General features: G+C 54.1%; 15 protein-coding genes and 1 pseudogene. 8 read left to right on the top strand and 8 right to left on the bottom strand.

What is annotated here, in order from left to right; all coding sequences use genetic code 11:
• Positions 1-45 precede the first annotated feature (45 nt).
• Positions 46-1,485 (bottom strand): MFS transporter, encoded by a 1,440-nt coding sequence (locus tag FDX04_RS10520; protein ID WP_137370897.1) that lies wholly within the window; start codon positions 1,483-1,485, stop codon positions 46-48.
• 107 nt (positions 1,486-1,592) lie between these two features.
• Between FDX04_RS10520 and FDX04_RS10515 the strand changes: the two genes are divergently transcribed.
• Entirely contained in the window at positions 1,593-2,456 is an 864-nt protein-coding gene (locus tag FDX04_RS10515; protein WP_079225085.1) for a helix-turn-helix transcriptional regulator, read from the top strand.
• Positions 2,457-2,502: 46 nt separating this feature from the next.
• Here the strand turns inward: FDX04_RS10515 and nfsB are convergent, their stop codons facing one another.
• The 3 genes from nfsB to FDX04_RS10500 all read right to left on the bottom strand — a co-directional run bounded on the left by nfsB (position 2,503) and on the right by FDX04_RS10500 (position 4,224).
• Positions 2,503-3,156, bottom strand: coding sequence for an oxygen-insensitive NAD(P)H nitroreductase (gene nfsB / locus FDX04_RS10510; RefSeq protein ID WP_137360465.1), 654 nt, complete (start codon positions 3,154-3,156; stop codon positions 2,503-2,505).
• Between the two features lie 118 nt (positions 3,157-3,274).
• Positions 3,275-3,643 (bottom strand): MmcQ/YjbR family DNA-binding protein, encoded by a 369-nt coding sequence (locus FDX04_RS10505; protein WP_137370896.1) that lies wholly within the window; start codon positions 3,641-3,643, stop codon positions 3,275-3,277.
• Positions 3,643-4,224: a TetR/AcrR family transcriptional regulator gene (locus tag FDX04_RS10500; protein WP_061381627.1), complete on the bottom strand. Its 582-nt coding sequence runs from the start codon at positions 4,222-4,224 to the stop codon at positions 3,643-3,645. Before FDX04_RS10500 ends, FDX04_RS10505 begins: the two co-directional genes overlap by 1 nt.
• Positions 4,225-4,414: 190 nt before the next feature.
• Here FDX04_RS10500 and FDX04_RS10495 point away from each other — a divergent pair, with 190 nt between their 5' ends.
• Positions 4,415-5,527: an MBL fold metallo-hydrolase gene (locus FDX04_RS10495; protein WP_137370895.1), complete on the top strand. Its 1,113-nt coding sequence runs from the start codon at positions 4,415-4,417 to the stop codon at positions 5,525-5,527.
• Positions 5,528-5,544: 17 nt separating this feature from the next.
• Complete coding sequence (locus tag FDX04_RS10490) at positions 5,545-5,886, top strand: RamA family antibiotic efflux transcriptional regulator (RefSeq protein ID WP_003021996.1); 342 nt, start codon at positions 5,545-5,547, stop codon at positions 5,884-5,886.
• Positions 5,887-5,907: 21 nt separating this feature from the next.
• On the opposite strand, the gene FDX04_RS10485 is transcribed toward FDX04_RS10490, so the two are convergent.
• Positions 5,908-6,156: a DUF1158 domain-containing protein gene (locus tag FDX04_RS10485; protein ID WP_079225076.1), complete on the bottom strand. Its 249-nt coding sequence runs from the start codon at positions 6,154-6,156 to the stop codon at positions 5,908-5,910.
• Positions 6,157-6,222: 66 nt separating this feature from the next.
• Positions 6,223-7,341, bottom strand: coding sequence for a YbdK family carboxylate-amine ligase (locus tag FDX04_RS10480; RefSeq protein WP_137360469.1), 1,119 nt, complete (start codon positions 7,339-7,341; stop codon positions 6,223-6,225).
• Positions 7,342-7,485: 144 nt separating this feature from the next.
• Here FDX04_RS10480 and FDX04_RS24465 point away from each other — a divergent pair.
• Positions 7,486-8,175 (top strand): annotated as a pseudogene (locus FDX04_RS24465) (GNAT family N-acetyltransferase); the annotation flags it as partial.
• Positions 8,167-9,183 carry an alpha/beta hydrolase gene (locus FDX04_RS24460; protein ID WP_371415438.1) on the top strand — a complete coding sequence of 339 codons (1,017 nt, stop codon included), beginning with the start codon at positions 8,167-8,169 and terminating at the stop codon, positions 9,181-9,183. The pseudogene FDX04_RS24465 and the gene FDX04_RS24460, both read left to right, overlap by 9 nt.
• Here FDX04_RS24460 and entD read toward each other — a convergent pair.
• A complete protein-coding gene (entD, locus tag FDX04_RS10470) occupies positions 9,173-9,826 on the bottom strand; it encodes an enterobactin synthase subunit EntD (protein ID WP_137370893.1) in 654 nt (217 codons plus the stop codon). The two genes, FDX04_RS24460 and entD, sit on opposite strands and share 11 nt — an antisense overlap.
• A gap of 50 nt (positions 9,827-9,876) precedes the next feature.
• Positions 9,877-12,171: a TonB-dependent siderophore receptor gene (locus tag FDX04_RS10465; RefSeq protein WP_137370892.1), complete on the bottom strand. Its 2,295-nt coding sequence runs from the start codon at positions 12,169-12,171 to the stop codon at positions 9,877-9,879.
• A 253-nt stretch (positions 12,172-12,424) separates the two neighbouring features.
• Here FDX04_RS10465 and fes point away from each other — a divergent pair, with 253 nt between their 5' ends.
• From fes to entF, 3 genes are read left to right on the top strand one after another with little or no spacing between them, the layout of a single operon-like run.
• Entirely contained in the window at positions 12,425-13,642 is a 1,218-nt protein-coding gene (gene fes / locus FDX04_RS10460) for an enterochelin esterase (RefSeq protein WP_137360472.1), read from the top strand.
• A gap of 30 nt (positions 13,643-13,672) precedes the next feature.
• Positions 13,673-13,891: an MbtH family protein gene (locus FDX04_RS10455; RefSeq protein WP_079225062.1), complete on the top strand. Its 219-nt coding sequence runs from the start codon at positions 13,673-13,675 to the stop codon at positions 13,889-13,891.
• Positions 13,888-17,778: an enterobactin non-ribosomal peptide synthetase EntF gene (gene entF, locus FDX04_RS10450; RefSeq protein ID WP_137360473.1), complete on the top strand. Its 3,891-nt coding sequence runs from the start codon at positions 13,888-13,890 to the stop codon at positions 17,776-17,778. Before FDX04_RS10455 ends, entF begins: the two co-directional genes overlap by 4 nt.
• The last annotated feature ends 110 nt before the right edge of the window (positions 17,779-17,888 follow it).

The following is a 17,888-nucleotide window of genomic DNA, read 5'->3' as shown; positions in this document are numbered from 1 at the left end:
ATGATGACCGCTGTTGGGAGCTTATGCAAATTACGTTATTCTGACCTACGATTTTGCAGCGATGCTGACGCACGCCGGGTTGATATTCAGCGTACGGCGAAATAACAGGGTAGTCAGTAACAACACGGTCATCATTGTGGCCTCGACGGCTAAGAAACCGATAACCGAGCGCGTGTAATCACCATGGTAATGTTGCTGCAGATGCAGGAACAGCGCCCCCAAGACGGCGGGTCCGAGTCCTAATGTCGCCTGCTGCAACGTACTCAGAATGGTGGTTCCGGCCCCCGCATCGTGCGTGGCGATATCGCGCATACCGATGCGATAAAAACTGTTCACAATCAGCGCCTGACCATAGCCGATAAACGCCGTAGCCGGAACGAGTGTAAAGGCCGAGGTATGCATACCGGAATACCAGAAGGTCATCATTAACCCTATTAATCCAGCGATCTGAATAACCAGTCCGGTGAGCAGAATACGCCCTGTGCTATAGCGGGCAATTAATCTCGGGGCGTAACATGCAGAGATAAAATAAGCTGCGCCAAGCGCAATAAAGCTATTGCCGGATTCCCATGGCGCCATACCCAGCCCGGCCTGTAACGTCAGCGCCATACAGAACATAAATCCTGACCATGCGCTAAAAAACAGTAATGCAATCAGCACACCGAACCGGATGCTGCTGAGTTTCAACAGGCGTGGCGGCAAGAGGGGATGTTGCCCGTTCTGTTCTTGTCGTAACGCATTGCTGCGCATCCACCATCCTAAAGGCAGAATAGCGACCAGTGCAGCCTGCGTCTCCCACGGCCAGCCGGTTTCTGGGCCTAATGCCATAGGAAACAGCAAACAGCAGAGAATCACAGCCAGACTACTGGTGCCCAGCCAGTCGATGCGGGTTTGGGTTTCACGGGTGGTTTCAGGGACATAGCGTTGGCTGAACATCAGGACTAACAGACAAATCGGGACATTAATAAAAAAAGCGTTGCGCCAACCCAGTCCTGCAATATCTGCCGAAACCAGCCAGCCTCCGCCCATTTGGCCGACAATAAAAGCGATACCGCCAATTCCCCCATACAAACTGATGGCCCGCGCATGTGCAGGACCTTTCAACGTGACGTGCAGGGTGGCGAGGATCTGTGGCACGATCAGCGCCGCACCCGCACCTTGTAGAACACGAGCACTCAGCAACATGTGAATGGAATTCGCCATCCCGCAAAAAAGGGAGGCGATGCCAAACAGTACGATGCCCGCCATAAACAGGCGGCGGCGACCATAGTTATCACCAAGTTTGCTGCCCAGCGCCAGACAAACGGCGAAAGTCACCCCGTACAAAGCGACAATCAGTTCAAGCTGCGTGGTAGTGGCCTGGAGCGACTGGGTAATGGAATCCAGAGCGACATTGGTAATTGATGTATCAATGAGCGGGAGCATTTGGCCTGTCAATAACAGGAGCAACCCTATGCGGCCGGGTGAAACAGTTGATGTACTCATAGTAACTCCATTGCATCATTTTGCAGATGGACGTAGCATCACTGAAAAATTAAACGGGTACCAGTTCCTGATTATACTGGTATTGGTACTACTATGTTGGAGAGTCTATGGCGGTAATAGCGCAACAGGAATCCGCGGTTATCCTCCCCGATGATAGCCGCAAGCAGCTTGGCGCGTTTTTACGTGCGCGACGGGAAAGCCTCGATCCGCAGCGTCTGGGTCTGCCGCGCATTGGGCGGCGAAGAACGCCCGGTCTGCGCCGCGAAGAGGTCGCGATGCTGGCTAACGTGGGCGTCACCTGGTACACCTGGCTGGAGCAGGGGCGAGAGGTCAATCCGTCGCAAGCGGTCTTGCTGAATGTGGCGAATGCGCTGCAATGCAGTCCGCTGGAAACCCGCCACCTGTTTGTGCTGGCCGGATTGACGCCACCGGAATCTACGCCGGTGATGGTGTGTGAAGGGATCACACCAGGCACCCGAAAAATGCTCGACAGTCTGATGCCGCAGCCCGCCAGTATTCAGAAACCCAGTTTTGACATCGTGGCCTGGAATGAGAGTTTTTGCCGGTTGATGGGCGTTGATTTTTCCACGCTCCCGAGCGAAGACCGCAACTGTATTTACCTCTATCTCACCAATGAAACCTGGCGTAGCCGTATAGCAAACTGCGATGTATTACCGACGTTTGTTTCTTATTTCCGTGCGGCAATGGCGGAACATCGCAGCGATCCTGTTTGGGAAAATAAACTGGCACGCTTTTTTGCCGCATCGTCTGAATTTGAAGCATTATGGCATCAGCGTTATGACGTTCGCGGTGTGGAAAATCAGGTCAAAAACTTTGTCCATCCGCAGCTAGGACGTTTTAGCTTGCAGCAAATGTACTGGTATTCCGCCCCGCGTAATGGTTCGCGGCTGCTGGTTTATTTACCGATGGATGAAGCGGGGGAGCAGGCTCTGGCGTGGTTGAATCAGTAGTGATACGCCCGATGGCAGTGATACTCATCGGGCGTGACGGAAAAAATCAGACTTCCGTCAGCGTTGTTTCCAGCGGCAGACGAGATTTCGGCAGCGCAGCGTTGAAATCCTCCACGCTGTGATGACCTACCGGGACTACGACCACGCTGGTGTAGCCTTTTTCTTTCAGACCAAATTCCGCATCCATTACTGCAGCATCAAAGCCTTCGATTGGCACCGCGTCCAGCCCCATCGCCGCAACGCCCAGCAGGAAGTTGCCGACGTTCAGGTACACCTGTTTCGCCATCCAGTGGTTGTCATCTTTGAGATCTTTGCGGTGCAGGTCGGCAAAGAAAGTACGGCCTTTATGGTTAGCGGCTTTGGCTTCCGGGGTAGCGAAACGCCCATCGCACTCTTCTTGATCGACAACGCGCTCCAGCCACGCATCGTCCATCGACGTTTTGGCGCAGAACACCACAACGTGGGATGCATCCAGCATTTTACGCTCGTTGAATACAAAGCCACCGGCTGCGGATTTCGCCACGCGCGCTTTACCTTCGTCAGTGCTGGCAACGATAAAGTGCCACGGCTGAGAGTTGGTGCTGGACGGACTAAACTGCAGTAGCGTTTTTAATTTTTCGGCCTGCTCAGCGGTCAGTTTTTTATTCGGATCGAATGCCTTAGTGGAGTAACGTTTTAAGGCGACAGAAACAATATCCATAACTACTCCTGGTGATTTTCCTACCCTGCGGGTGCGTTTTGTTCCAGCAGGGTACAGGGTTAGCAGAAAAAAGATAAGACAGAAAAATGCAAAAACACTTATCGACGTTAACGATAAATCAGACAGGGCGCAGGTGCTTTTGCTCTCGTTTGGGTAGGGCATCCACTACCTGGTGCCATGAGTCATTCACCAGGTCCGTCAGCAATGACTCGGTAATGTCGTCGCCTGGATAGACTGAGATCCAGTGCTTTTTATTCATGTGATAACCGGGTTCAATGCTGGGGTAGATCTGTTGATTTAACAATGATTTTTGCGGATCGGATTTCAGGTTAACCAGCGGGCGTCCGTGATGTTCAAACACCAGCATGAAAATCTTACCGCCGACCTTGAACACGTCGTATTCCGGGCCAAAAGGCCAGCAGTGCTCGGTGAAAGGCAGTTCTAGCGCAAGGCGCTTTGCGCAGTCATGCAGTGTCTTTCCGTCCATTATTTTTCCTCGCGAGTCAGGGCGCGCCACATGGCTTCAAACCCCAGCGAAATGTATTCAGCTGCGCGGGCAGGATTGCGGGCAGCGAATTCCATGGTTGTTTCTGCAAGTGTTAAAAAAAGCCCGTCGCCAAAGGCGCGATACTCGTCCGACATAAATTCAGGTCGCACGGAGCGATGGCAAAGATCGCGCAGTTCCGGGAACATATCGTCAGCCTTCTGTTCTGTTTCTTTACTGATTTTCTCGCTGACGGCCAACTGGCGAATGGTGCGATGTCCGCAGGTATGATTCAGACCCCAGCTAATGTAGCTATTCCAGATGTAGTGAGTCATGGTTTTGGCATCGGTCACTGAGCGATCCAGATTTGCCATCATCGACTGGCAGAGATCGTGTTTTAAAAAGAGGTAAAGTTCGTTGATCAAATCATCTTTGGTCGCGAAATAGCGAAACAACGTTCCCTCCGCAACCCCTGCATTGCGCGCGATTACGGCGGTAGAGGCCGCAATACCTGATTGTGCAAATGCTGTGGTTGCAGCTTCCAGTAATGCCAATTTTTTGTCTTCACTCTTCGGACGAGCCACTACACTTTACCCTTAAGTCTGTAAAAAACATGATTGAATCACGGCCTTTGCAGCACCGCAACGGCGAATGTCAAAGATTGAAAATCATCTTGACGGCGAACTTTCGATTTCTATAATGAGTGCTTACTCACTCATAATCAAGAGTCAGTCGCGCAAACCAGCGGAAAGGAGGCGCGTTTAAGGTCAGGATATGAAGCGTCTCACAGTTTGTGTGGTTGTTATTATGCTTATTGCCGCTGCTACAAGTTTACCGTTTGTACTCAATGCCGGATTTGGCCAGGCGCCGCAAGGGGCACAACTGAGTCAGGTTGAACAGTCGCCACACTATCGTGATGGACAGTTTCATAACCAACTGCCGACACCGGGCTATACCGGTAACAAAGGTATGCTGGCGGCCTGGTGGGAGTTTCTGGTCGCTAAGCGTGAAAATGCGCGGCCAGCACAGCCGTTACCGTTGGTGGCGAGCGATCTCGCCGGGTTACCGCCGCAGCAGGATACTCTGGTCTGGCTGGGTCACTCTTCATGGTATTTGCAAATGGCGGGTCAACGCATCCTGCTTGATCCGGTGTTCAGCAACTATGCCGCGCCGTTTTCATTTCTGAATAAAGCCTTTGCCGGGGATTATCCGTGGACCGCACAGACAATGCCGGAGATCGATCTGCTTATCATCTCGCACGATCACTATGACCATCTGGATCTCGCCACCATCAAGGCGTTAATGCCAAAGATTAAGCGGGTGATTACGCCGCTGGGGGTGGGGTCGCATCTGCGTTATTGGGGAATGCGCAGCGAAATAATCGACGAACGTGACTGGAATCAGTCCGTCAGAGTGACGGACTCACTGATTGTGCATGTTCTGCCAGCCCGCCATTTTTCGGGACGAGGCATTAAGCGTAATCAGACGCTATGGGCCAGCTTTATGTTTGAAACGCCGGAACAAAACATTTATTACAGCGGGGATTCCGGCTATGGCCCGCATTTTAAAGCCATTGGCGAGCAGTTTGGCTCGGTTGATTTGGCGATTATGGAGAACGGTCAGTATGACCTGGACTGGAAGTTTATTCACATGATGCCGGAAGAGACGGCTCAGGCCGCGGCGGATCTGCATGCGAAAGCCGTTTTACCCGGGCACGCAGGTCGTTTTGTTCTGGCGAAACATACCTGGGATGATCCGTACAAACGACTGGCGCTTGCCAGCCGCCAACAAGATTACCGACTGCTGACGCCGATGCTGGGTGAACCGGTAATCCTGTCCGAACCGGACCAAACGTTTACGGCCTGGTGGCAGCAGGCGAATCAATGAACACAGGGGAGAGCATGATGACGATTTCTGCTCAGGTAATTGATACGATTGTTGAATGGATTGATGATAATTTGAATCAACCATTGCGCATTGATGATATTGCCCGCCATGCGGGTTATTCAAAATGGCACCTACAGCGTCTTTTTATGCAGTACAAAGGTGAGAGTCTGGGGCGTTACATCCGCGAGCGTAAGCTGTTGCTGGCGGCGCGCGATCTACGCGATACCGATCAGAAAGTGTACGACATCTGTTTGAAGTACGGATTTGATTCGCAGCAGACCTTTACGCGTATTTTTACCCGTACGTTTAGTCAACCGCCTGGCGCTTATCGCAAAGAAAATCATAGCCGAACGCATTAACGGCACCGGGTTCTCGCAGGTTTAATCCGCCAGCGAGAACCAGCGCCGCCAGATGTAGCGCAGCACAAAATACTCAATCACCCCCAGTAGTAAAAACCACAGGCAAAACAGCAACGTGTAAAACTGGTTGAGGTCCATCAGATGAAAAGTGGCAACCAGTTTTTGCGCCAGCACCAGGCCCAGTGAAGGGGCGGGCAAGAGCAGGCAGGACAGAAAAGCCAGCAGCAGGATCCCTGCGGCGGTCATCAGCGATTCAAGCGGGTGTCTCATGGTATTGTTAAACTTGAGTTAAAATACCATTGTCCGGGATCTCAGCGGGCAACGCAAATCCCCCGCCTAAAGCCCTGCCCAAATCTCACAGTGTTTTTTCACCAGACCACTCAACGATCCGCCTCCCGCCACGAAATCACGCATATTCTGTGCTTCATCATGACCATTTTTAACCTGTAGGCGTAAGGCTTCAATCGCGCTGGTCGCACCCACTTTGTCCGCAGAGGCGGCGACATTCTCCAGCAGCCGTAGCGTGTCATCCGCCAGGCGATGCCCATCGCCCGTATTCACGTCAGTGACGATTCCCGCCATACCAAAACGGCAGGCCTGAAAACGGTTGAATTTATACAGTAAATAATCCTGTTCCTGGTGTTTGAATGGACGTTTGGTGAGTAACCAGTGGGCGGTGGACTGAATCAGTCCCGCCATATTGACCGCGTGTTTAAGTGTCAGCGGAGTGTCCATTACCCGAACCTCAACCGTACCGAAGTGCGGGCTGGGGCGGATATCCCAGTGCAAATCTTTAATGCTATCAATCATGCTGGTGTAAGCCAGGCGACGAAATAGTCCCGTAAATTCCGGCCAATTATTCACCCATGGCATCGGACCGTTATCGGGAAATCCGGAGAATATATTCAGGCGCGAGCAGGCAAATTGCGTGTCGGATGTCTGCATATAAGGTGAGGCGGCAGAGAGCGCAATAAAATGAGGAACAAATCGCGACAGCCCGTGCAGGAGGTAAATGGCATCATCACCGTTGGCGCAGCCAACATGGACGTGTTGACCGAAAACGGTCGCCTGCTGAATAAGATAACCAAAATTTTCCAGGTTACGTCGATAGCGTTCGTCATCGCAGACTTCCTGACGTTGCCATTTTTGAAATGGGTGCGTACCACCGCCGCAGATGGCGAGGTGATGCTCTGCCGCAACCCGCATGATTACCTGCTGCATGGCCGACAATTCAGCATCAGCCTGGTCGATATTGCGACAAACTCCGGTTGCCATCTCCAGCATACTTTCGGTGATGTCGTGCTTCACCTCCCCGGCAGTAAGCTGCGGCTTAATGGCGTCAATCAGCCGGGAAGAATCCTGGCTCAGGTCGTAACCTGGGGGATTAACCACCTGCATTTCCAGTTCAATGCCTAACGTAAAAGGGTCGGAAACATGAAAATCGGGTAGTGACATAGGGTTCTCTTCAGCGTTGATTGAATCCTTAGAGTATAGAAGCGCTGCTGATTTTCTGTTCGTTGTCAAAATCTTCTGGCGACGCTTTGAAGGCGAAATGGCAGGTGCTATAACTATTTTTTGCTTCGCAACAGGGGTTGAGTCGTGCCGGAAATAAATCTGTATGGACAGACAGTCGGCGATGTTGTTCCGGACTGGAAAGGTGCCGCCGTGCTGCCACGGGAAGAGCTTGTTGGGCAGTACTGCCGTTTGGTTCCTCTGGATGCTGACAGCCATGCCGCCGACCTGTTTGATGCCTATGCGCAGGCACCCGACGATCGCGACTGGACCTGGCTTGCAAGCTCTCGCCCAACGAGCGTTGAAGCCGCGGCTTGCTGGATCACGGCAAAATCCACTGACGCCTCTCTGGTTCCTTATGCGGTAATTGAACAGCGTTCCGGGCGTGCCGTTGGCCTGGTGTGTTTTATGGCGATCGAGCGGGAGCATGGCTCGGTCGAAATTGGTCATGTGACCTGGTCGCCGCGCATGAAAAATACGGTACTCGGCACCGAAAGCGTCTGGCTGCTGCTGCGTCAGGCGTTTGCGTTAGGGTACCGTCGTGTGGAGTGGAAATGCGATTCGTTGAATACGGCGTCGCGACGGGCGGCAGAGCGTCTTGGATTTATCTTTGAAGGGCGTTTTCGCCAGAAGATTGTGCGTAAGGGGCGCAACCGCGACAGCGACTGGTTATCAATAATTGATAGCGAATGGCCGCAGCGCGATGCCGCATTGCAGCGCTGGCTGGCTGCCGACAACTTTGATGAACATGGGCGGCAACGCAGGTCGATGGCAGAGTGCTTTTCCTGTGAGGTCGTCAACGCTGAGACAGTGCAGATGCAACAGCAAGGTTATCAACAATGCTGGCAACAGGAACACGGTCCGGTGGCGCAAACACCGCCCGCGCCGCTGGCTGATTTTCTCGCCGCGCAACCCCATAATCCCAATCCCGTCTACGACACGCTCAGCTCTCGAGCAGGATTAGCGGCGCTGACAAAAGCGAATGTATCCGCCCTGGAGCCGATGGCGGCGATTATCAATACTGAAGTGGATACCGGGGAGCGTCGCATTCCGGTACGGATTTATCGCCCGACACTTACTACAGAGCCGAAGGTGGTGGTGTTTATCCATGGCGGCGGACATCTGAGTGGTTCGGTGGAGGTGTACGACCCTATCGCCCGACATCTGGCGATGGCGACAAAAAATACCGTTGTTGCGGTTGATTATCGACGTGCGCCAGAAAATCCTTACCCGGCGGGTCTTTGCGATGCTAAAGCCGCGATAGAACACGTCTGGTCGCTGCTCGAAAGTCAGCATATTCCTTATACTCGCCAACTTACGCTTATTGGTGACAGCGGCGGCGGTGCATTCAGCGCGACGCTGGCCGCTGCTTTATCCCGTGAGCTGCCGGGATTTATTCATCGCCTGGTGCTGATTTATCCGAGCCTGGACTACACCCTGAACTGGCCGTCGGTACAGGAAAACGGTTCAGGAAAGCTGCTGGATGAAAGCAAAATACGCTGGTATTTTCAGCAATATTTCCGCAATGGAGAAGATCGTAAACAGGTGTCTCCGCTTTATCTGCCGCTGAGCCAGAATTTTCCATCTACCCTGGTATTCAGTGGTGGGCTGGATCCGTTACGGGATGAGGGTTTTGCATTTGTCGCCAGATTGCAGGCGGAGGGGATATCCGTTCAGCATGTGCACTTTCCTGGGATGACGCACGCATATTTGATGCTGGAGGATAAAGTTCCGCAGGAGGCGCAGGCTACGTATCAGGCGATTGGTGAGTTTGTTAAAAAATAACGTCGCACAGCGTAATGACCTGGCGATCGCGCTGAAACCAGCGAACGTTAATTTCCTGCCCGGCGAGGCTTTGCGAAAATAAGGGCTGGATTCGTAAGGTTATCTGGGTTGGGGTGAGGGCGGTAACTTTAGCGCTGGCGAACCCCGGTAACGCCGTAGTGTGTTCCGAAAACGTTTTATACAGGCCCTCCTTTGCGCTGAACGCCAGGGTTAAGGCGAGTGGAAAGGGCAGGTTGGCGTGATGCATAATCTGTCGTTCGTGGTTATCGACAATGCTGTCAGCCAGCTCAACGGCGGCTGGTGGTGGAAAAATAGTTTCGATGTCCACTCCAACGGGACGCGTCGACACCACCGCCAGCGCAGTTGATGCGCTATGGCTGATGCTGCCAAACAGATTTTGCGGCCATAACGGTTGGCGTTGCGCGCCGATGCCGGGTACGGTTTTGAGGCCAAATTCGCGCAGCGCGTGTACGGCGGCAATACGCCCAGCTAAGTGCTCAGCTTTACGCTTACGTCCACAGGACTGAAGCTGAGTGTGGTGGGGGAGCCAGAGCAGGTCCTGCTCATGAAAGCTGGCGGGATCAAACTCGACAATATGCAGCGTGTGGTCTGCGAAAGTGAGCGGTGTGTGCGTGGTGTGCATGCTAGCGATGATTTCCCTCTCCCCACAGGCGAGGAGAGGGATAAACGTTATCAGAAGTGCGTGTTCACGCTCATGAACCACGTGCGGCCCGGTTCGTTATAGGTGTATGCGCCTGCGCCCGCCATATAGTAGCCAGTTTTGATATCACTGGTGGTTTGGGCATTACCTTCACGCCACAGACGTTTGTCGAAGACGTTATCCACGCCGCCGGTCAGGCTGACGTTTTTCGTCACATCCCAGGTCGCGCTCAGACCGACGATGCTGTACGGGCTGACTTCACTCGCCGAACTGCCGGTAACCGGTTTGCCCTGGTAATCATATTTTTTCGGCTGCTGTTTGCCGTACCAGGTAAAGGTTGATTGCAGTGACAAATCTTCGCGTGCCTGCCAGCTCAGCGTTGAGTTCAGCGTGTACTCAGGAATAATCGACAGGCGTTCGCCGGTCTCTTTATTCTTACTTTGCAGCATGTAAGTGATGTTGTTGGTCCAGGTAACGGTTTCGCTAACCGGCACGTTCAACGTCCCTTCCAGACCCTCAACCACCGCTTTAGGCACATTTTCCCACTGATAGATATCGGTGTAGGTTGTTGTTTCTTTGCCCGTAGTCGGGTTTTTCTGGGTAATTGACGTTCTGCTTAGCGGTGCGGTTCCCGCTTCGATCTTGTTGCGGTAATCGTTACGGAACCAGGTAACGCCTGCAAGCCAGCCGTCGCGTTTGAACTCCAGACCAATCTCTTTGTTGATGCTGGTTTCAGCTTTCAGGTCATCGTTACCCATCATATAGCAGCCAATACCGGTGGCAGAACCGGTGGCGTAGCAACCCTGGCCTTTGCTGTACAGAATATAATTCGGGTTAGTCTGGTACAGGCTAGGTGCTTTATAGGCGCGCGCGATGCCCATTTTCAGCGTAAAGTCGTCGCCCAGCCCCTGAGACAGGTTCAGCGATGGGCTCCAGTTATCGCCCACAATGCTGTGGTGATCGAAACGCAGACCCGGCGTCAGCATGGTGCTGTCGGTCAGTTCCATGTTGTTTTCAGCAAACAGAGAGAAAATTTCAGCTTGTGAATACGGGCTACGATCTGTACTGCTGGCACCCGGTATGTTCCCCCCCATAAACGTCTGGGTATTGGAACTCATGTCTTTCATACGCTGCTGATTCCACTCGGTACCCAGCGTCAGGTTCTGATTAACCAACAGGTCGAATGGAATGCTAATTTCGCTGTGTAGAGTGACATCCGCCAGGTCAGTGTCAGTAAAATGATTACTGTTAAATAATCCTTCAAGACCTCCTGCCAGACCTTCACCTAAGCGAGAGTTGCGGGTGTGTTCGTACTGCGCCCAGTTGCTGGTGGTAATGCCGCTGTCCCAACCGCCGTTCCACGTCAGCGCATAGTTCTGGCGGTACATACGGTTAGTTTCTTTACCGTAGTATTTTTTTACCAGCCCATTGGTTTTGTTATCGTTGTTGGTGTTCTGAGTGTCGCCAGCATACAGATTGCCCTGGCGGCTGTAGCCTGCTTCAAACTCCAGCGATTGCATCGGAGCAAAATCCCAACGCAGCTGGCCGTTGATATCTTTGTTTTTTACCCCTTCACGACCGGCTGGCATCGTATCGGCGTATGACCCTGTACGAGCCGACTGGTGACCGTCGTTGATGTCCCATGCGTCGGCCTGAGTTTTATCGAGATTACCGTACAGACGGAAGCTGAAATCCCCGCCCAATGGGCCGTTCAGGCTAAAGTTGGTACGTTTGGTCGAGCCTTCGTCTTTGTGTTCCGGGGCATTGAAATAGGTATCCCACGAACCGTGCCATTCATTGCTGCCTTTTTTGGTGATGATATTCACCACGCCGCCCGCAGCACCATTGCCGTAACGTGCGGCGGCAGGACCACGCAGCACTTCAATACGCTCGATCATCTCCGGTGGTACCCAGGCGGTATCGCCGCGGGTATCACGCTCGCCGCGCCAGCCCTGACGCACGGAGTTACGGCTGGTCACCGGTTTACCGTCGATCAGAATCAGGGTGTTTTCTGGACCCATACCACGAATATCAATCTGACGGTTGTTACCGCGCTGGCCGCTGGTTGAGTTACCAGTCAGGTTAACGCCAGGCATGGTACGGATGATTTCCGCCACATCTCGGGCGGGAGGATTTTTACGGATTTCATCCGCGGTGATGGTTGAAACACCCGGCGCCTGCAGGTTCTGCTGAGCGGCGGTAACGACGATGGTGTCTTCATGAGAGACAGCGGCGTTTTCAGTTTGATCTTCTGCCATTGCTGGCAGTGCTACCCCGTAAATCCCTAAATTGACCAATAAGGCCAGTGAATGAATCTTGTTGTTCATTGTATGTCCTGCTGTTCTTTTAGCCACGAGAACCCATGTGCCGTGGTGCGGCATTTGGTCTGATGTCGCCCGCATCCGCGTAAACTCTCCATTCCAGAAAAAGTACGCAGCGCCAGGTCGGTTTATAAGTGGTGAAAAACTGTGCGCGCTTCCCACAGCGCGACAATACGCTATTGCAAATGCAAATAGTTATCAATAATATTATCAATATATTTCACGCTGAATCATAAAAATTCACAGTAAACATGGGGTTATGGCGGTGACGACGTTAAAGACGGGAAGCGAAGCGTGGTGGCAGTCGAAAAAAGGCCCGGAGTGGGAGCGTGAAGAGAACGGAAATTATCGGGTAACCTTCTGGTGGCGTGACCCGCAGGGAACGGAAAAAGAGTCAGCCATTCGTCGTGTGTGGGTCTATATCACCGGCGTCACCGACCACCATCAAAATGTCCCCCCTCAGTCGATGCAACGTATTAGCGGTACGAATGTTTGGTGCTGGAGTGTTTCCCTCAGCGCCCACTGGCGCGGTAGCTACTGTTTCATTCCCACCGCTCGGGACGATATTTTTTCCGCGCTGACGGCGGGTGAAGCGCCTGACCGAACTGTGTTGCGTGAAGGCTGGCGACAATTGTTACCGCAGGCGATTGCCGATCCTCTTAATCCTCAGAGCTGGCGGGGAGGTCGTGGCCATGCGGTGTCTGCGCTGGAAATGCCAGACGCTCCCGTACAGCCTGGATGGGATCAGCCTGAAGATCCCGATTGCCCCGCAGTTTGCCTGCAATGGCACAGCACCAGGCTTGGGAATACGCGTCGCGTATGGGTATTTACCACCGGTGACGCCCGACCAGAAGCGCGTCCGCTGGCTATCCTGCTGGACGGTCAGTTTTGGGCACAAAGTATGCCGGTCTGGCCTGCACTGGCTGCGCTCACGCACCGCGGAGATCTCCCACCCGCCGTATATCTTCTGATTGACGCGATCGACACATCTCATCGTAGTTGCGAACTGCCGTGTAACGCCGATTTTTGGTTGGCGGTACAGCAGGAGCTATTGCCGCTGGTAAAGACGACCACTGCGTTCAGTGACGATCCGCAGCGCACGGTGGTCGCCGGACAAAGTTTTGGCGGGTTGTCTGCGCTGTATGCGGGACTGAACTGGCCCGCGCGCTTCGGCTGTGTGCTTAGCCAGTCCGGTTCTTACTGGTGGCCGCATCGCGGCGGTCATCAGGATGGGGCGATTGTTGAGCAACTGAAGAGCGGGCAGGTCAGCGTTCAGGGACTGCGTATCGTTCTGGAGGCCGGGATCCGCGAGCCGATAATTTTTCGTGCCAATCAGGCGCTATATGCCCAATTACCCTCTGCACCACAATCTATTTTCTGGCGTCAGGTTGATGGCGGACACGATGCGCTTTGCTGGCGCGGCGGCCTGATGCAAGGGCTAATGACGCTCTGGCAGCCGCTTTCCGAGACGATTTAACCGGACGATGTTCCACGACAGGAGTTGAGTATGGAATTCAGTAACCCCTTCGATAATCCGCAGGGCCAGTTTTACATTCTGCAAAACCCACAGCGTCAGTTTAGCCTCTGGCCGCAGCAGTGCTCCCTTCCTGCTGGCTGGCAAGTCGCGTGCGAACCGCAATCGCCGGAAGCCTGCCAGCAATGGCTGGACGCAAACTGGACCACCCTGACGCCAGCAAACTACGTTGATGTGCAGGAGGCTCCATGACTCAGCGTTTACCGTTAGTCGCGGCTCAGCCGGGGATCTGGATGGCGGAAAAACTCTCCACCTTGCCCTCGGCATGGAGCGTTGCGCACTATGTAGAATTAACCGGTGAACTGAACGCGCCGTTGCTGGCAAAGGCAATCGTTGCCGGTCTGGATCAGGCTGATACTCTGCGGATGCGGTTTAGCGAAGATAACGGCGAGGTCTGGCAATGGGTCGATCCTACGCTCACTTTTGCGCAACCTGAAATCCTCGATCTACGTGAAAATGCCAACCCACATGAAGTAGCCCGCGCACTGATGCAGGCCGATCTGCAACAGGACTTACGCGCTGATGGCGCTAAACCGTTGGTTTTCCATCAGCTCATTCAGGTGGGAGATAAACGTTGGTACTGGTATCAGCGTTATCATCATCTGCTGGTTGATGGCTTCAGTTTCCCGGCCATTACCCGCCAGATAGCCGCCATTTACAGCGCATGGCAGTGTGGACAATCCACGGCAGACTCGCCTTTTACGCCATTCGCCGAGGTCGTGGAAGAGTACCAACAGTATCGTCAAAGCGATGCCTGGCAACGTGATGGTGCTTACTGGACCGAGCAACGCAAGCAACTACCGCCCCCGGCCTCGTTGTCGGACAAACCGTTGCCGGGTCGTTCGGCCAGTGCCGATATTATTCGTCTGAAGCTAACCGCGCCAGAAGGAGCGTTCCGTCAGCTTGCGGCACGGATGCCTGACGTTCAGCGAGCAGATCTTGCCCTGGCGCTGGTGGCTTTGTGGCTGGGACGTTTATGCAGCCGAATGGATTATGCCGCCGGGTTTATCTTTATGCGGCGTATGGGATCGGCGGCGCTCACGTCCACCGGACCGGTTTTAAACGTTTTGCCCTTTGGCGTGAGGTTGGATGCGGCAGAAAGCTTGCCTGCGCTGGCCCAGCGGTTGGCAGCGCAGTTGAAGAAAATGCGGCGACATCAGCGTTATGACGCTGAACAAATTGTTCGCGATAGCGGGCGCGCAGCTGGTGCCGAGCCGCTGTTCGGCCCGGTGCTGAACGTGAAAATATTCGATTATCAGCTGAATATTCCGGGCGTTCAGGCGCAGACCCATACCCTGGCGACAGGCCCGGTCAACGATCTTGAGCTGGCGCTATTCCCGGATGAAAACGGTGGGCTGAGTATTGAAATCCTCGCCAATAAACAGCGTTACGATGCCGCGACGCTGGCGCAACACGCATCGCGTTTAACCGCGCTTATCGAACAGTTTGCCGACAATCCGGCGCTACGCTGTGGTGAGGCCGGGATGCTGTTGCCAGCGGAGTATGAGCGGCTGGCGAAGATTAACGACACGACGGTGGAGATCCCGTCCACTACGCTGAGCGCGCTGGTGGCACAGCAGGCCGATAAAACGCCGGATGCCCCGGCGCTGGCCGATGCTCGCTATCAGTTAAGCTATCGCGAAATGCGCCAGCAGGTTGTGGCGCTGGCGCAGCTACTGCGTGCGCGTGGCGTACAGCCAGGTGACAGCGTTGCGGTAGCATTACCGCGTTCCGTGTTCCTGACGCTGGCGCTGCACGGTATTGTTGAAGCCGGCGCCGCCTGGCTACCATTGGATACCGGATACCCGGACGATCGCCTGCGGATGATGCTCGAAGACGCGAAGCCAAAATTGTTGATCGCAACCGATGAGCAACTGGCGCGCTTTGGCGATATCCCAGGACTGGAAAGCCTGTGCTACAACGCGCCGCTGCCTGTGGGAGATACCGCGCCGTTGGCCCTCTCTCAACCTAATCATACGGCCTATATTATTTTTACTTCCGGTTCTACCGGCAGACCAAAAGGGGTGATGGTCGGGCAAACGGCCATCGTCAACCGCCTGCTGTGGATGCAAAATCACTATCCGCTAACGGCAGAGGATGTGGTGGCGCAAAAAACGCCGTGCAGTTTTGATGTCTCGGTGTGGGAATTTTTCTGGCCGTTTATAGCCGGCGCAAAATTGGTGATGGCGGAACCTGAGGCACACCGCGACCCGCTGGCGATGCAGCAATTCTTCGCCCAATACGGGGTGACGACCACTCACTTTGTCCCTTCCATGCTGGCTGCTTTTATTGCGTCATTGACGCCGGAAACTGCGCAGGAAAGTTGTGCCTCGCTGAAGCGGGTATTCTGCAGCGGCGAAGCCTTGCCAGCAGATTTGTGTCGTGAGTGGGAACAGTTGACCCATGCGCCATTGCACAATTTATACGGACCAACCGAAGCGGCGGTCGATGTGAGCTGGTATCCGGCCTGGGGGGAAGCGCTCGCCGCCGTAACCGGCAACAGCGTGCCGATTGGTTATCCGATATGGAACACCGGTTTGCGGATCCTTGATGCCATGATGCGTCCGGTGCCCTTCGGCGTAGCGGGCGATCTATACCTGACGGGGATCCAACTGGCGCAGGGCTATCTGGGACGAGCGGATCTGACGGCAAGCCGCTTTATCGCCGATCCGTTTAATGCCGGTGAACGCATGTACCGTACCGGGGATGTGGCCCGCTGGCTGGAAAATGGCGCGGTGGAATATCTCGGGCGCAGCGATGACCAGCTCAAAATTCGCGGACAGCGTATTGAACTGGGGGAAATTGATCGAGTGATGCAGCAACTGCCCGATGTCGAGCATGCTGTTGCCCATGCCTGCGTATTTAATCAGGCGGCGGCGACCGGCGGCGATGCGCGTCAACTGGTGGGGTATCTGGTGTCGCAATCGGGTTTACCGCTGGACACCTCTGGATTGCGGGAGAGTCTGCGCGAAAAACTGCCAGCGCATATGGTGCCGACGGTATTGTTGCAACTGGCGGAGCTGCCGCTCAGCGCGAACGGTAAATTGGATCGTAAAGCGCTACCGATGCCTCAGTTAACGTCGCGTACAACGGGACGTGCGCCGCGCCCTGGGATCGAAACCACCATTGCGCACTCTTTTGCAGCCTTGCTGGATTGTGAGGTCAATGATGTGGAGGCAGATTTCTTTGCGCTGGGCGGACATTCTCTGCTGGCGATGAAGCTGGCGGCACAATTGAGTCGCCTGTTTGAACGACAGGTGACGCCAGGTCAGATTATGGTGGCTTCTACCGTTGAACAACTCAGCGCATTGCTGGAGAACCATGATGATGAACAGTCGCAGCGTCTGGGATTTGAGACGCTGCTGCCGCTGCGTGAAAGTCACGGCCCAACGCTGTTTTGCTTCCATCCGGCGTCGGGTTTTGCCTGGCAGTTTAGCGTGCTGTCGCGTTACCTCAGTCCACAGTGGTCGATAATAGGCATTCAGTCACCGCGACCGGATGGACCCATGCAAACGGCGGAAAACCTCGATGCGGTATGTGACCATCATCTGGCAACGCTGCTTAACCAGCAGTCTCACGGTCCATACTATTTATTAGGTTATTCGCTGGGTGGCACTTTGGCGCAGGGGATTGCCGCGCGTTTACTCGCCCGGGGTGAGAAAGTTGCCTTTCTGGGGCTGCTGGATACCTGGCCGCCGGAAACGCAAAATTGGCAGGAAAAAGAGGCTAATGGGTTGGATCCTGCCGTACTGGCGGAGATCGAGCGTGAACGTGAAGCGTTTCTGGCCGCACAGCAGGGCAATGCGTCTGACGCGTTATTCAACGCTATTGAAGGTAATTATGCCGATGCGGTTCGCCTGTTAACCACAGCCCACAGCGTACCTTTTGCGGGCCACGCGACGTTGTTTGTTGCTGAACGCACATTACCGCAGGACGTTAGCCCTGAACGTAGCTGGTCACCATGGATATCCAGTCTGGATGTTTATCGTCAGGACTGCGCGCATGTCGACATCATTTCCCCCACCGCCTTTGAGACGATAGGGCCTGTAATTAATGCGCTGATTAATCAATCTGTGTAACAAAGTCACTTTTGCTATTGCGGCGATCGAACAACCCCATAATGCAGCGTCATGTTGTGGGGTTGTTACTTTGATGTGGGATGGGTTGGCGAGGAGAGTGAATAAATTCC

This window comes from Citrobacter sp. wls615 (assembly GCF_005281355.1).
Lineage (GTDB): Bacteria > Pseudomonadota > Gammaproteobacteria > Enterobacterales > Enterobacteriaceae > Citrobacter > Citrobacter werkmanii.
The sequence above is the reverse complement of the archived record's forward strand: the minus strand, read 5'-3'. Positions and strand labels throughout refer to the sequence as shown.

Coding starts and splice junctions, on each gene's coding strand:
- FDX04_RS10520 (WP_137370897.1), bottom strand. CDS start 1,485: ATGAGTACATCAACTGTTTCACCCGGCCGCATAGGGTTGCTCCTGTTA.
- FDX04_RS10515 (WP_079225085.1), top strand. CDS start 1,593: ATGGCGGTAATAGCGCAACAGGAATCCGCGGTTATCCTCCCCGATGAT.
- nfsB (WP_137360465.1), bottom strand. CDS start 3,156: ATGGATATTGTTTCTGTCGCCTTAAAACGTTACTCCACTAAGGCATTC.
- FDX04_RS10505 (WP_137370896.1), bottom strand. CDS start 3,643: ATGGACGGAAAGACACTGCATGACTGCGCAAAGCGCCTTGCGCTAGAA.
- FDX04_RS10495 (WP_137370895.1), top strand. CDS start 4,415: ATGAAGCGTCTCACAGTTTGTGTGGTTGTTATTATGCTTATTGCCGCT.
- FDX04_RS10490 (WP_003021996.1), top strand. CDS start 5,545: ATGACGATTTCTGCTCAGGTAATTGATACGATTGTTGAATGGATTGAT.
- FDX04_RS10485 (WP_079225076.1), bottom strand. CDS start 6,156: ATGAGACACCCGCTTGAATCGCTGATGACCGCCGCAGGGATCCTGCTG.
- FDX04_RS10480 (WP_137360469.1), bottom strand. CDS start 7,341: ATGTCACTACCCGATTTTCATGTTTCCGACCCTTTTACGTTAGGCATT.
- FDX04_RS24460 (WP_371415438.1), top strand. CDS start 8,167: ATGGCAGAGTGCTTTTCCTGTGAGGTCGTCAACGCTGAGACAGTGCAG.
- entD (WP_137370893.1), bottom strand. CDS start 9,826: ATGCACACCACGCACACACCGCTCACTTTCGCAGACCACACGCTGCAT.
- FDX04_RS10465 (WP_137370892.1), bottom strand. CDS start 12,171: ATGAACAACAAGATTCATTCACTGGCCTTATTGGTCAATTTAGGGATT.
- fes (WP_137360472.1), top strand. CDS start 12,425: ATGGCGGTGACGACGTTAAAGACGGGAAGCGAAGCGTGGTGGCAGTCG.
- FDX04_RS10455 (WP_079225062.1), top strand. CDS start 13,673: ATGGAATTCAGTAACCCCTTCGATAATCCGCAGGGCCAGTTTTACATT.
- entF (WP_137360473.1), top strand. CDS start 13,888: ATGACTCAGCGTTTACCGTTAGTCGCGGCTCAGCCGGGGATCTGGATG.